The following is a 13,241-nucleotide window of genomic DNA, read 5'->3' as shown; positions in this document are numbered from 1 at the left end:
GCTATGTGGCTCGTGTTATTCCTCTTCCTGTTTCAGGGCAGCGATACCACTCTAATTCTGTAACATTATTATTGCCAACAAGTTCAAAGATATCAATGATTTCATCAGTGGTTAGGGAGTATAGCTTTTTGTTTTTGTCACTATCTGAAGTGAAGAATGCTCCATCAAAACCTCCGCCTTCGTTAACATAGATATTGAAAATAAAACTATGTATTATTCGGCTAGCAATGAACCAGAGATCTCGACTTTCTGAGTGAGGTCTATTTAAATTGTAAAGCTCGTCTAGTTTGTGATTATTGCGCCACGTGACTTCCGTACCGACGCACTGAAACCAAGACACCTTATGAAGTCCAGATTTAAGACTATCCGTCAATTTAGTCTCGGTCTCTAGCAATTTTCTAATCGAGTAAAAACCAATAAATATGGCTTTCTCGATTTTGACATGTGTTTCCTCATCAATATCAGGAAGATCTTTGAATCGCCTAAACTCTTCAGTACTTTCCAATAAGAGTTGTTTCCAATAGTAGCTTTCGTGTATCACAATTCTTTCCTTTAGCCATAACACCATTGTTTAGCATCGACCTTTTGTAGCGAAGCGGAGAAAAGGGCGTCCGGTGTAGACCCTTCAAGGCCGGAACGAACTGACATTTCTGGTTATGAGTTTTGCTGGCGGCTAAACAATTTGGCCCAAAAGCCTTTTTTCTCGTGCTTCATCGCATCTTCGATGAAATCTATTTTGGGTTTGCGTCTATCGGACTCTTCTATCAGGTCCATCACCACATTGCCAGAGCTTGTATAGGTGGTGAGATAGTACTGGTCTGTTTCGTAGCACTTGCCGAATAGGTCTTTGAAGATATCCTTCCAGACCGAGTAATACTTCATGCATTGCTTCTCAGTACCGAACATCACCCCGTAGTTTCCAACGACAAGCGCATGGGTTATCTGCTTACGCTTCCCATTTTCATCTTTCGCTTTGGCTATCTGCTCTGCATCCAGTGCCACTAATACGAGGTCATCTTTCATAGGAGATCCATTGATTCATAACAGTGATTAGATAGAAGGTGGTACTAACACATTAATACCACCTTCTATCTAACTCCACTCCTGCCCGATATGGCACTCCGAAAATTATATTTTAAATCAATTGGTTAAGTTCCTGCCTCTGAAGCTGGTCGTATTCGATGGACCTCTTCTTTTTACACAACAATTGCGACTGTATAGAAAATCAGTATGACGTTAGTCATGGCAAATAGCGGCATGGCTACCGCCCCTGAATTTCAGCTTCCAGTCTGCTGCGTTTCACCAACGGGATGGGGTTGGCATGGCTCATGGGAGACTCCGACGAGGCAAGTGTTGCCAAATGGCAATATTAACCATGGCGCTGTGGAGAGAAAGCTCAATATTGAGATTTTCTGTGCAAGATCAATAAATTAATCAAATGTCGCCCACGATTGATGACGCGCCGAGATAGCGTGAACAACCATTCTTGAATTATCTCCATAGAATATTCATGGTCATATCTGGCTTGAACCAGCATAAAACTCTTTGTTATTGTCCGCGCTCCCCGCTGAAATAGCTTATTTATCTACAAATCAACAAGATAGCATTATGCGGTGGCGTTGCGGGGGCATCTGCTATCGGGAAGGAGAGTTATGAAGTCGCAGTTCAAAGTGGCGCTGGCCATGTTGGCCCTGTTCGTCGTCCAAGGCTGCACAGCCCCGGATTCATCCACCAAGCACAATGCACCCGGCCCGGTGCTGACAGTGCATTACGAAAGCGCCCCCCTGATCCCCGTCACCATAGCGGGTGAGCAGTACCAGTTTTTGCTCGATACCGGGGCCAGTATCACCTTTATCGATCGTCGTCTGGCCAGCCGTTTCAAGGCGCTGACCTTAAGCGAATTGCCCAGGGCCTATCAGGCTGATTTTGCCACTGTGAGCAGCGTGTCGAGCCAACTGGGCAGCGAGCAGCTTGGCTTTGTTGAGCCGCAGCCCTTCTCGCTGGGGTCGGTCACCATTGATGACAGCGATCTGTGGGCAACAGTTGATTTCGATCTCATCTCCCAGTCTCTCGGTAGCCGTATCGATGGCATCCTCGGGATCGACACCATCCGCCGTTTCAACTGGGTGTTTGATCACGACAGGCATCAGCTCACGGCTTCGCTGACGGCACCGTCGGCAGCCACCTTCGAGCGTTGCATCGGCTATGAAGACAGCTACAACCGTTCCCCGGCAGTGTATCTGACCCACGGCGAGAGCAGCGTGCGCATGTATCTGGATACCGGGGCCGATCAGAGCTATGCCGACCATGCCTTTATCGACTTTATGGCCAGCCAGAAGGCGATCTCTGGCGAAGATGCGATGCCACGCAAAGGGGTGGACGCCAGCGGTATGGTGGAGGGGCGTGACCATATCCTCACCGGCCTGCACTTTGATGAGCGCCAGCTCGGTGAGCTGCGCGTGTCTGAAAACAGCAATGAGCAGTATGGTCTGGGGCTGGATTTTGTTAACCGCTTCAATCGCTTTGCGATCATGCCCGGGCGGATGATGCTCTGCTACGACGCTGACAGCCTGGCGCGCAAAGTGCCGCCAATCCTGCGCAATATCGGGGTGCGTTTTGATGGCGAGCATCTGCAGGTCTACTACAGCGACGAACGGGATCTTGCCCCCTATGGTCTGGCCAACGGCGACATTCTGGAGCAGATCAACGGGGTGGCTTATCGTCCCCTCGAGATCGACAAGGTGCGTGAACTGCTCAGCACCAGCAAGCCGGGGTCGCTCAAGTTGCGGATTGTGCGGGAAGGAAAACCGCTGGATATCGCCATCTAGTCAAGGTGGGGCGGCAAGATGAGCCGCCCCTATGAGCCTCAGCCCTTGGTCGGATTTTCCATGCAGGTGAGGGTTGGCTGGCCGTAACGCTCCAGCGTGGCGTCGTCCCCCTTGGTGAAGAAGGTGAGGTTTTGCCCTTCATAACGGGCGCCGCTGGCGCTGGGGGCTTCATAGGCGAGCACTTGTTGCTGCTTGTCACCCTCGCTCAGGTTGATCACCGCGGCGGGCAGCTTGGCATCGTTATAGAAGTAGGTAGAGAGAGTGACGCTCTTGCCGCACTTGTAGTTGACCGGAGCCGGCACCATCAGCTGGCCGCCGCTGATCTGCAGTTCGGTGATCCGCAGCAGGTAGTTATCCTCCACACACTGGCGCAGATCCTGCCCCTTCCAGCAGTCGTTGCGACCCTTGATCCAGCCGCGCTGCATGGCGCGCTCGGTCTTGAGCTGTTCGGGAGAGAGCGCGGCAATCGCCTTGGGGTAGAGGGCCGCCAGTTCGTTATCAAGGGCGGCCAGTCCGGCATCCTTGCAGATCAGGGTTTCGACCGACCCGGAGGCTTTGGTGCAGTCAAAGGAGGGGGTTGCGGCGCTGGCCAGCAGAGGGGCAAACAGCAGGGTGGCAAGCAAGGTCTTGTTCATCGATAGATTCCAGCAATGAGGAGGGCATATCTGCCTACTACAGCACACTCTACAGGGCAATGCAGCAGGGGAGCTGAGCGCACTTGCACAGCTGAATGGCTGCAAAGCGGAAAAACCCGACACTCCTGGCCGGAATGTCGGGCTTTTTGTGGCCGCGATAAAGGGTAGGCGGGTTGCCCGGTCGATCAGGCCAGCGCCAGTTGTTGACTGCGGGCGCGCCACAGCCGCTCGTGGAAGAAGAACACCACGGTATTGATGGCCGGTTCGATCATCGCCATCACACCACCGGTGAGCAGCTCGCCGCTCAGCAGGAAGGCCACCCCGAAGGCCACCGAGAAATGGACCACCGCGAAGCTGCTGGTCTTGGCCTGCAGGCTGTGCTTTGGTTTGAGCTTGTGCCAGCCAAGGTCATGAAAGTAGAAGGCGACCGTGTTGACGGCGGGCTCGATCAGGGCGATCAGGCTGGCGGTCAGCAGCTCACCGGTCAGCAGGTAAGCCACGGTAAAGGCGACACCGAAGTGCAGAATGGCAAAGCTGATGGTCTTTTTCATGATGACGGCTCCCTCTGTTGATGATGAGAGTATCCGCCGAAATGAGATTAAATGAAAACTATTCTCATCTATTGCCGAAATAGAGAGAACCTATCAACGGGCGAGTGGCCGGTGCGGTTCAGCGGTTGCCAATCGCAACCAAGGCGATAAAGTACAGGTTCTTCACACTTGCCCATGAAAAAGGATCTTTCATGAATATCAATGTCACCCTGCTTGGCCAGTTCATTGCGTTGCTGATGGTCATCGTCGGCGTCATCGCCTGGCGACTGGCGCGCCGCAAGAGCGAGCATCCGGCGCTGATCACCCTTATCTGCTCCCTGCTCTGCTTGTTTCCGCCCTTTGGCCTGCTGGCCCTGTTGCTGGTTGCGCTGAAACAGGATCTGCCTGTCCGCTCATAGGGCGGGCTGGTTCAGGCTGCCGCACACACCGGCCGCACCAATAGAAAAAGCCCCGTGATGGGGCTTTTGCTTTTGAACTCGGTGAGCAGAAGACCTTGGACACCCATCTTTTGGGTTCGGGCTCTGCTACGCCTTGCTCAAAAAGGTGGGTGTCCCAGATTTGTCCCAGATTTGGAGATTTGCTGCATTTCTTATACTCCCGTTACTTTGTTACGGCCAATCGGGAACGTTTTTGTAAAGAGAGCTGGTGCCAAGCAGCCGCTTGGTACTGCTCACATCAGCCTCAACATAATTGGCAAAATTATTCATTGCATAGTCAGCAAGCTCTTGTGCACTTATCTGTAAACTCATGTCACTCGGTTCAACGACTTGCAGCCACGCTGTCCTGCCAGCCTCTACAGCGATAACGGCATAAAGATTGACCTGATCAGATCGGCAGACTAGCGCGACGCCATCGATAATCTGCGGTTTATTGCCGGTATTCAGGCAGTGGTCGAAGAAGTCAGCATAGATGCCCACAACACCAGGCAATTTGACCGTTAATTTTTCCTGGATAGCATAGGAGGAGCGGAAAAACTTACCTCTCGGAAAATCAAATGTGTCATCAACCGAAACCATGAGAACGCTGAATTTGTCATGTGCGAACTCAATTCCCGATGCAGGTGTGTTCTGGGAAGGGTTGGATTGGCAACCAGCTATCAAAAATGCACTGGCAACTACAGGTATCAGGTTCTTCATTTTTTCCTCGATTTCAGTACTTCATGCACATTTCAACGCATTTCGGTCATGAGGCTATTTGCTCTACTTTAAGACCTTGGACACCCATCTTTTGGGTTCGGGCTATGCTACGTCTTGCTCAAAAAGGTGGGTGTCCCAGATTTGTGATGTGGTTTGTTAGGCGCTTTACCAGAACCTATTTTGGAGCGAAGGGATTTCTAATTGCAAATCATCTGCATATTCAAAATTTTCTTCATTGTTATCAGACATATGTAACTCAGTGGCGTATGAGCGCAACCAGAGCTTCCTGTCTTCGGCCGAGAGCGCATATCCTTTAAGCTCTTCTGTTCCTTTAAGGCGATCCGGATATGCCCAACCTTTTTTTTCAAGTTTAGTAATCGTAACAATCAAGTGAGCCAACAAAGGTTGTTCAGGTGACACAATTTTATGGAACCAAGGCCAAAATCCTTCATCTCCTGGAGATGCTCGCCAGCCTTTCACTTCGTTTACCTCAGTCAAGTTAGCGTATGGGTGAGAGTGGAACGTTCCTACTAATTCGATATTTGGCCAATATTTTTCGAAAAAGCGTTTTTTCGCGATTATTGAATTTAAATCAGGCTGAACCCAATCCTGATGTCTTAAAGCAGATGTCTCCACTGTAGCCATTGTAGCTACTACCCGAGCGGGTAAATTTCCTTTTTGAGGAATCGAATAACCCCATAACAACCCGAAGGTCTCCAAGTTTTTATGCGATTTACCATTTTTATGCGCCTTATGTTCAAACTCGTAAGCCTCTATGGCCGTAGTGAATAGTTGAGGTACAACATGATCTTCAATCACTATATTTTTATTCATTTTTTAATCCTTAAAATAATTTGAAACTTTTCTGGCGCCTAACACCCTGCTAAGGGGTGAGCAATGCACTAGGAAAGCTACCGCACACCAACTTAATCACAAAACCCAAAGCATCCTAAAAATGCCAAGCATTGCGAATCCCTCTTAAGCAGTTTGTTAGCCGAATATGCTGGAGTTAAACATCAATCCCTCGAACAGCTTGTTTGTCTGGAATGATGTAATGACCTAGTTTTGGCTGTCCTCGATATGCGGCTATATCTTTATATGTGTTAGTAATACCACCAATGAATGCTAGTATTTCATCATAATCATCTGACGCAGGAAAGTGCTTCCAAAACTCAAACCCTTCCATCCACGTATAACCTTTTCCTGCAATGCAAATAGCTTTTATACTAGGCCGATTTATCTCCCCATAGTACGATTTATATCGCTCAGCTTCCGAAATTTGGCTACCGGTTAATGTACTATCAAGACCAAATAGAACACTAATTGGACTTACCGCTGGCGTTTGAATTGCTTGGCCATTTTGGTCAAAAAAACCTGGCAGAAAGCTAAATGTTTCCAAAAAAGAAGCGCTGTCATGAGCAACTCTTAGATCTTTCATTGTCAGTTTTGTTTTCACTTCAATTACGTATAAAACAGCTTCAATTGGGAAAATACCTGTGGTTTCATCAAACAACACCGGAGGCAATATGGATTTGTCATAAAGTATAATGTCAATCTGATTCGACATTTTCCCCGTTGCTTGTTCAACAACCTGTCCAGTTCCCACACCGATATCTGCTGGCAATAGCGGCCGAAATAATTTGGAAATCAGAATCTCTAACACTGTCCCCTTTACACCTTGATGTGTCAGCTTGCTCGCAGCTTTAGCTTCAGTGATTGCTCCAATCACTTTTGCCCTAAAAAAGTCTTGATATATGGTCATTTAAAGTACCTATTCTATGACAAGTCGGCTAACAGTGATTAGATAGAAGGCGGCACTAATCCGTTAGCAGAGCATTCCATATAACTCCGTAACATTTTCATTGCCGCCAAGTAAAAACAACCATTAAATCATAACGTCATCAGCTTTCTTCGCATGCTGGGCGTATTCGCTTGACTTCCTCTTTTTGCGCCACCGTTACTACGGTATAAAAAATAAGTACTCAGCGAACTCTTGGCAAGCGCCGCCAGATCACGCCTGCGTGAGCAGGTCAGAAATAAAAATGAGGCCGTCATATGTTGACTGGGTAGTCGTGGGCAACGTTCGCTTATCCATTCCATCCGGCATGGCTACCGCCCCTGAATTTCAGCTTCCAGTCTGCTGCGTTTAACCAACGGGATGGGGTTGACATGGCTCATGGGGTGACTCCTACGAGGCTTTGTTGCCAATCGGGTATATTAGTGGCGGGCAGGCGGAGGGAAAGGGCCAGATGGCCGATTTCTGATCTGGATCGACTAATTGGTCAATAACGACTGATCTGGTGTGCAGATGGGATGCGTGGCCGCCATTGGTGAGGAAAACCGTTAGTGGGGAAAAGAGTGAGTGGGTAAAGCGGTAGCGGGTAAAAAACAAGAAGCCCCTGAACGGGGCTTCTCTTTGCTGGCCATGCCGCCACTGTGAACGGCTTGGGTGAGCGACTTGCTGGCGCGTTGACCGGGCCTACTCTGCGGCCTTGTTGAGCCACTCCACCTTGTACTGGGCGCCTGCACCCTGCGCCAGTTTGGCGCACAGCGGTTTCAGGAACGCTTCAATCTGCTCGTCCAGCATCCAGGGCGGGCTGATGATCAGCATGCCTGAGCCGTTCATGCCCCAGTCGGCAGTCTGACCGGCCACTTCCAGCTCGGCCACCAGCACGTTGCCAAAGTTCTCCCGCTTGATGGCGCGCAGCATGTCGCGGGATTTGTCCGCCTCTTGCCCGAGGATCGGATACCAGAGGGCGTAGATGCCGGTCGCCCAGCGTTTCTGCGCCTTTTTCAGGGTATCGACCACGGCGAAGTAATCTTCTTTGAGCTCATAGGGCGGATCGATCAGCACCAGCCCGCGGCGCGGGGTCGGTGGCAGCAGGGCGATCAGCCCCTCGAAGCCGTCACGGTGGTGCACGGCGACGCGAGGGTCGTAACCCATGTTGGCGCGCAGGTCTTCGACCTCGTTGTTGTGCAGCTCCATCAGCGCCAGCTTGTCCTGCTCGCGGGTGAGGCGACGGGAGAGCTCCGGCGAGCCGGGGTAGTAGTGCAGCTCACCGCTGTTTCCTTCTTGAGCGGGGTTCATCTCCTCGATGACGCCGAGATAGGGGGCCAGGGCAGACCACTGGGCCCGCTCGTCCCACAGGCGGCCGATGCCGTCGGCATACTCGGCCTTCTTCTGGGACCAGTCGCCGCGCAGGTCGTAGAGACCGCCACCGGCATGGGTGTCCAGCACGATGAAGGGTTTCTCCTTCTTCTTGAGGGACTCGATGATCAGGGCCTGAACGGCGTGTTTCAGCACGTCGGCATGGTTGCCGGCGTGAAAGGCGTGGCGGTAGCTCAGCATATTAGATCTCTGAGGGGGCCCTGCTGGACACCCAGTAACGATAGATAGTTCAACAAATTGCGGCTGTTGCCGCGAAATAGGGAGAGGCTGCGCAGGGTCTGCAACAGGACGCCCTGTTGCAGCCGCTCCAGCTCCAGTTCGTGGGCCAGCATCGACTGATACTGCTGCTCGTCGAGCCGCGTCTTGGCGCTCTGGCGCAGGGCGCGCCACGGGGTCAGCACCGCCTCGGTCTGCACCAGCGCCGGTTGCAGATCGGTGAGATCGACCACGATGCCGAGCTGATCGAGCCGGTGCAGCAGCAGCGCCAGATTGACGTTGCCCCCCTGCTCCTGCACGGTGAGCCAATCCTGGCTGCGCTCACCATAGACCTTGCCGCTCCAGTGCCAGAAGCCGATCGGCGTCGGCAATTCGTGGACCGCGACCCGCTCGCTGGCCATCAGCTGTTCGTCACGCAAAGAAGGCCTGCTCCATGGTTTCCAGCTCTTCGGAGAGGCTCATCCACTCCAGCTCCACCTCTTCCAGCTGCTCCTTGAGGGGGCCCTGGGATTTGAGCAGCTCGGAGAGCTTGGTTTTAGCGCTCTCTTCGTAGATGGCGGGGTCGGACAGTTGGCTCTCGATGTCGCCAAGCTTGCCTTGCAGCTTCTCCATGCTCGCTTCGAGCTTTTCCAGCTTCTGGCGAAGGGGGCGGGTTTGCTGGCGGAACTCCGCCTCGCGCCGCTTCTGATCCTTGCGAGCCACCGCCGAGTTGGCAGAGACGGGGCCATCGGCCGGTTTGGCGTTGGCCTCTTTCTCCTGCTCGCCGAGCCACTTGTGGTAATCGTCCAGATCGCCGTCGAACGGCTCGACCCGGCCACCGTGTACCAGATAGAAGTCGTCGGTGGTGGTGCGCAGCAGGTGACGGTCGTGGGAGACCACTACCATGGCCCCTTCGAAGCCTTGCAGCGCCATGGTGAGGGCGTGGCGCATCTCCAGATCCAGGTGGTTGGTCGGTTCATCGAGCAGCAAGAGGTTGGGCTTTTGCCAGGTGATCAGCGCCAGCACCAGCCGCGCTTTTTCGCCGCCGGAGAAGGGCGCCACCTTGTCGAGCGCCTTGTCACCGTGAAAACCGAAGCTGCCCAGATAGTTGCGCAGCTCCTGCTCGGTCTTGTCCGGCGCGAGGCGGGCCAGATGATCGAGCGGGGAATCATCGAGACGCAGGGTCTCCAGCTGATGCTGGGCGAAGTAGCCGATGCTCACCCCGGCGCTCACTTCGAGCTTGCCAGAGAGCGGCGGGTTGGAGCCCGACAGCATCTTGATAAAGGTCGACTTACCGGCGCCGTTGCGACCGAGCAGACCGATGCGCGAACCCGGTACCAGATTGAGTTTGATCTTCTCCAGGATCACCTTGTCGCCGTAACCGGCAGAGAGGTTCTCCATGGCGATGAGCGGGGTCGGCAGGGCCGACGGCTCGCGAAACTCGAAGCTGAATTCCGAGTCGGCGTGGGCGGGCAGGATCTTCTCCATCCGCTCCATCGCTTTCAGGCGGCTCTGGGCCTGACGGGCCTTGGAGGCCTTGTAGCGGAAGCGGTCCACATACGCCTGCATGTGGGACATCTCCCGCTGCTGCTTCTCGTACATCGACTGCTGCTGGGCCAGATGTTCGGCGCGCTGCAGTTCGAAGTCGGAGTAGCCGCCGGTGTATTCGTTGAGCTTGCCGTTCTCGATATGGATGATGCGGCTGATGACAGAATCGAGGAAATCGCGGTCGTGAGAGATAAGCACCAGCGTGCCCTGATAGCCCTTGAGCCACTTCTCCAGCCAGATTACCGCATCGAGATCCAGGTGGTTGGTCGGTTCATCGAGCAGCAGCAGATCGGAGCGGCAGAGCAGCGCCTGAGCGAGGTTCAGACGCATGCGCCAGCCACCGGAGAAGCTGCGCACCGGCGAGCTGAGCTGCTCGTCGCTGAAACCGAGGCCGTGCAGCAGTTCGGCGGCGCGGGCGCGAATGCTGTAGGCGCCTATGGTATCGAGGCGACCGTGCAGCTCGGCTACCAACAGGCCATTGTCATCCTGCTCGGCTTGCACCAGCTGGGCTTCCAGCGAGCGGAACTCCTTGTCGCCGTCGATCACGTAGTCGAGGGCGGAGCAGTCCAGCGCTGGGGTCTCCTGCGCGACGCCTGCAATCTGCCAACCGGCGGGCAGGCTGAAGGTGCCGCTGTCGATGGCCAGCTCGCCCCGTACCAGTGCAAAAAAGGTGGACTTGCCACAGCCGTTTTTGCCCACCAGACCCACTTTGTGGCCGGGGTGAATGGTGGCGGAGGCGTTGTCCAGCAGCTTGCGGCCGCCGCGGATCAGTTCGATTTGACTGGCAACTATCATGGGTGGGATCTGCTTGCTCAAAATGGAGGAGAAAAACTGGCGCGGATCTTACGTGAAATGACGCAGATTTGCACTTTGGTGAGGGGCTTGCCACTGGCTGGCATCGTAAAAACATGCCATAACAGAGAAACCAGTTTGGTAACGGGAGGTTAGCATGCATATCAGGGATATTATGACGACCCGGGTCGCCACCGTTTCAATGGATGATCGACTCCGAGTCATCAGGGATATCTTCGAGCAGGCACACTTTCGCCACCTGCTGGTGCTGGAAGAGGAGGAACTGGTGGGGGTCATCTCGGATCGGGATCTGTTCCGCGCCATCAGCCCCTATCTCGACTCCGAAGCCGAGATGAGCCGCGATACCGAAACCCTCAACAAGCGTGCCCACCAGATCATGAGTCGTCAGCTCGTCACCATCGCTCCCCATCTCACCGTGCGCGACGGCGTCAAGCTGATGCTGGAGAAGGGGGTCTCCTGTCTGCCTGTGCTGGAGAATGGCGCCCTGGTCGGCATCATCAGCTGGAAAGATTTTCTCAAGGTCGCGCTGGAGAGTGACGCGCTGGGCTGAGCCCGGGGACTTAACAGTCATCTGTCACCGTATCTGCTTGTGCTCGTTCTTGAGGGCCATAAGGTTACACGAAATGAATAGAGGGGAGCCAAGGCTCCCCTCTCTCTTATGTGGCTGGCGGCACAGGCCAGCCTCATCATGATTCCGGGGGCCCCTTGCCCAGGCTGACGGGGGCGCTGCCGGAGAGGTGCGGCTGCAAGTGAGTGCGGATCTCGTGCAGAGTACGCTGATACTGCTGGGCATGTTGATCCAGAAACGCAGGGCTGTGCTTGAGGCGCCGCTCCAGGGTATCGACCAGCAGCGCAACCCTGGGGGCCGCCATGCCCGCCGGCCAGCTGTGCTGTAGCAGCTCCAGCAGTTGCCAGGCATCGCCGGGCAGGGCGGGAAATTCCTCCAGCAGTTGCAAGCCGGCCTGCAGTGCCAGTTGATAGTCACCTTTTTGTATCCCTTGATGACGGGTTTGGCGCAAGCTGGTCAGGCGCTGCTCCCGCGCCGTCAGCTGTTGGCCCAGTTCCGTTAGCAGATGGTGAAACAGCTGACGGGTCAGGGGGTGGGGGGCGACACGGTCACGGTAGTGTGTAAGCTGCGCCAGATAGCGCTGGGCATGGTGGGGCAGGCCACAAAACTGACAGACGGCAAAGCCCAATAACAGGGTGAGATGGTTCTCGCTCGCCTGGCTGGGTTGATGGTGGGCGATCAGGATCAGCGCCTCGTCGAAGCGGTAATCCAATCCCTGCATCAGTGCTTGCAGCAGCTCGAACTCCTGCGCGGGCAGGTTCACTGTTCGCTTCAGATGGGCCCACTCCTGTTGCAGGGAGCGGATCCGGTTGCTGGATGGTGTATGCCACAGCACCGCCAGCATGGCGCTGATCATGAAGTGGTCGATGGCCAGCCGGACGCGCTGTTCACTGAAATGGTGAAGATTCAGGGTACTGGCTTGTTCCAGCACCTTCCTCTCGTCTTGCTGTAATAGTCCCAGCATCATGGCCAGCTGATGCCAGCGGGGTTGATGGGGGCGGACTTGTTGCAACTGCACCATGGTCTCCCAGGCTGCCTGCCACTGATGTTGGTGCAACTGACTGGCGAGTTGCAGCTCCAGTCGGGTGGCGGTCGGCAATATGGTTTGATGACGCTGCAAGTCGGTTTCGGCACTCTGCAGTTTGCCCAATCCCAACATGGCGTAGAACAATCCGGCCCTCGGCCAGCTTGCCCGATACTCGTTGGCACACAGGGCATAATGCTGGGCGGCAGTGAGCTGTTCGCTGGACTGCAGCAGCAGGTAACCCTTGAACCGATCCAGCCAGGGGGCAAGGGGTCGGTTGTCCCGTTGATAGAGCAGGTCTTCACAGAGTGCGGTCGCCAGTTTCCACTCCCGCAGCAGGGTTGGAGGGGCGAGGGTGTGGGTCATCCTGCTCAGTTGTGTCAACTGCTTGAGCGCAGTTGTGAGCTCCCCAGTCATGAAGGGGAGTGGCAGATGGAGGGAGAAGTAGAGGTCAGAGGGGAGAAAATCCTGCTCGTTCTGGTCTGCATCCATCAACAGTAGTACGCAGGCGGGTTGTAGCAGGCCGAGGTAGTGTGCTTCATGCAGCAGGCGGGCGCCGTCATGCCCCAGTTGTCTATTTTGCTGGCAGATAATGGCATCGAATGGCTGTTGTTGCAGCAGGGTGAGCAGACCGCTGCGTTCCTGACCTGGGTGGCTGTGGTGGTGGATCCGTTCAGCAGGGATACCCTGTTCGGTCAGTTCCCGAGTGATGGCGCTACGGAGCAGTGGATCCTCTTCGAGCAGCAGTATCGTCATGCACGCGTCCTTTCAATA

14 protein-coding genes are annotated in these 13,241 nt (G+C 54.4%); 3 read left to right on the top strand and 11 right to left on the bottom strand.

Features of this window, described 5'->3' with window-relative positions:
• Nucleotide 1 precedes the first annotated feature (1 nt).
• Together G5137_RS13430 and G5137_RS13425 are read right to left on the bottom strand one after the other, a co-directional pair.
• Complete coding sequence (locus tag G5137_RS13430; protein ID WP_106844369.1) at nucleotides 2–541, bottom strand: hypothetical protein; 540 nt, start codon at nucleotides 539–541, stop codon at nucleotides 2–4.
• 113 nt (nucleotides 542–654) lie between these two features.
• Complete coding sequence (locus G5137_RS13425; protein ID WP_106844368.1) at nucleotides 655–1,023, bottom strand: hypothetical protein; 369 nt, start codon at nucleotides 1,021–1,023, stop codon at nucleotides 655–657.
• Nucleotides 1,024–1,652: 629 nt separating this feature from the next.
• On the opposite strand from G5137_RS13425, the gene G5137_RS13420 reads away from it, so the two are divergent.
• Complete coding sequence (locus G5137_RS13420; RefSeq protein ID WP_201954278.1) at nucleotides 1,653–2,828, top strand: retropepsin-like aspartic protease; 1,176 nt, start codon at nucleotides 1,653–1,655, stop codon at nucleotides 2,826–2,828.
• Between the two features lie 38 nt (nucleotides 2,829–2,866).
• Here G5137_RS13420 and G5137_RS13415 read toward each other — a convergent pair whose 3' ends face one another.
• Together G5137_RS13415 and G5137_RS13410 are read right to left on the bottom strand one after the other, a co-directional pair.
• On the bottom strand, nucleotides 2,867–3,463 hold the full coding sequence (locus G5137_RS13415; protein ID WP_064341585.1) for an MliC family protein: 597 nt from the start codon (nucleotides 3,461–3,463) through the stop codon (nucleotides 2,867–2,869).
• A gap of 185 nt (nucleotides 3,464–3,648) precedes the next feature.
• Nucleotides 3,649–4,014, bottom strand: coding sequence for a DUF2061 domain-containing protein (locus tag G5137_RS13410; protein ID WP_005343334.1), 366 nt, complete (start codon nucleotides 4,012–4,014; stop codon nucleotides 3,649–3,651).
• 191 nt (nucleotides 4,015–4,205) lie between these two features.
• Here G5137_RS13410 and G5137_RS13405 point away from each other — a divergent pair, with 191 nt between their 5' ends.
• Nucleotides 4,206–4,412, top strand: coding sequence for a hypothetical protein (locus G5137_RS13405; RefSeq protein ID WP_421255527.1), 207 nt, complete (start codon nucleotides 4,206–4,208; stop codon nucleotides 4,410–4,412).
• A gap of 210 nt (nucleotides 4,413–4,622) precedes the next feature.
• Here G5137_RS13405 and G5137_RS13400 read toward each other — a convergent pair whose 3' ends face one another.
• The 6 genes from G5137_RS13400 to G5137_RS13375 form a co-directional block, all read right to left on the bottom strand.
• On the bottom strand, nucleotides 4,623–5,150 hold the full coding sequence (locus tag G5137_RS13400) for a hypothetical protein (RefSeq protein ID WP_236351254.1): 528 nt from the start codon (nucleotides 5,148–5,150) through the stop codon (nucleotides 4,623–4,625).
• Between the two features lie 165 nt (nucleotides 5,151–5,315).
• Complete coding sequence (locus tag G5137_RS13395; RefSeq protein WP_421255526.1) at nucleotides 5,316–5,984, bottom strand: hypothetical protein; 669 nt, start codon at nucleotides 5,982–5,984, stop codon at nucleotides 5,316–5,318.
• A gap of 175 nt (nucleotides 5,985–6,159) precedes the next feature.
• Nucleotides 6,160–6,912 carry a DUF6602 domain-containing protein gene (locus G5137_RS13390; protein WP_421255525.1) on the bottom strand — a complete coding sequence of 251 codons (753 nt, stop codon included), beginning with the start codon at nucleotides 6,910–6,912 and terminating at the stop codon, nucleotides 6,160–6,162.
• Between the two features lie 717 nt (nucleotides 6,913–7,629).
• Nucleotides 7,630–8,499, bottom strand: coding sequence for a 23S rRNA (adenine(2030)-N(6))-methyltransferase RlmJ (locus G5137_RS13385; protein ID WP_158112824.1), 870 nt, complete (start codon nucleotides 8,497–8,499; stop codon nucleotides 7,630–7,632).
• Nucleotides 8,493–8,954: a DUF2390 domain-containing protein gene (locus G5137_RS13380; RefSeq protein ID WP_421206952.1), complete on the bottom strand. Its 462-nt coding sequence runs from the start codon at nucleotides 8,952–8,954 to the stop codon at nucleotides 8,493–8,495. Before G5137_RS13380 ends, G5137_RS13385 begins: the two co-directional genes overlap by 7 nt.
• Nucleotides 8,947–10,857, bottom strand: coding sequence for an ABC transporter ATP-binding protein (locus G5137_RS13375; protein WP_421255524.1), 1,911 nt, complete (start codon nucleotides 10,855–10,857; stop codon nucleotides 8,947–8,949). The genes G5137_RS13380 and G5137_RS13375 overlap by 8 nt, the downstream gene beginning before the upstream one ends.
• 154 nt (nucleotides 10,858–11,011) lie before the next feature.
• On the opposite strand from G5137_RS13375, the gene G5137_RS13370 reads away from it, so the two are divergent.
• Entirely contained in the window at nucleotides 11,012–11,425 is a 414-nt protein-coding gene (locus G5137_RS13370; RefSeq protein WP_005343339.1) for a CBS domain-containing protein, read from the top strand.
• 136 nt (nucleotides 11,426–11,561) lie between these two features.
• Here G5137_RS13370 and G5137_RS13365 read toward each other — a convergent pair whose 3' ends face one another.
• Nucleotides 11,562–13,223 (bottom strand): hypothetical protein, encoded by a 1,662-nt coding sequence (locus G5137_RS13365; protein WP_421255523.1) that lies wholly within the window; start codon nucleotides 13,221–13,223, stop codon nucleotides 11,562–11,564.
• Nucleotides 13,224–13,241 lie beyond the last annotated feature (18 nt).

The organism is Aeromonas sp. 600282 (genome assembly GCF_049175755.1).
Lineage (GTDB): Bacteria > Pseudomonadota > Gammaproteobacteria > Enterobacterales > Aeromonadaceae > Aeromonas > Aeromonas veronii_A.
This window is presented reverse-complemented; position numbering and strand designations above follow the sequence as displayed.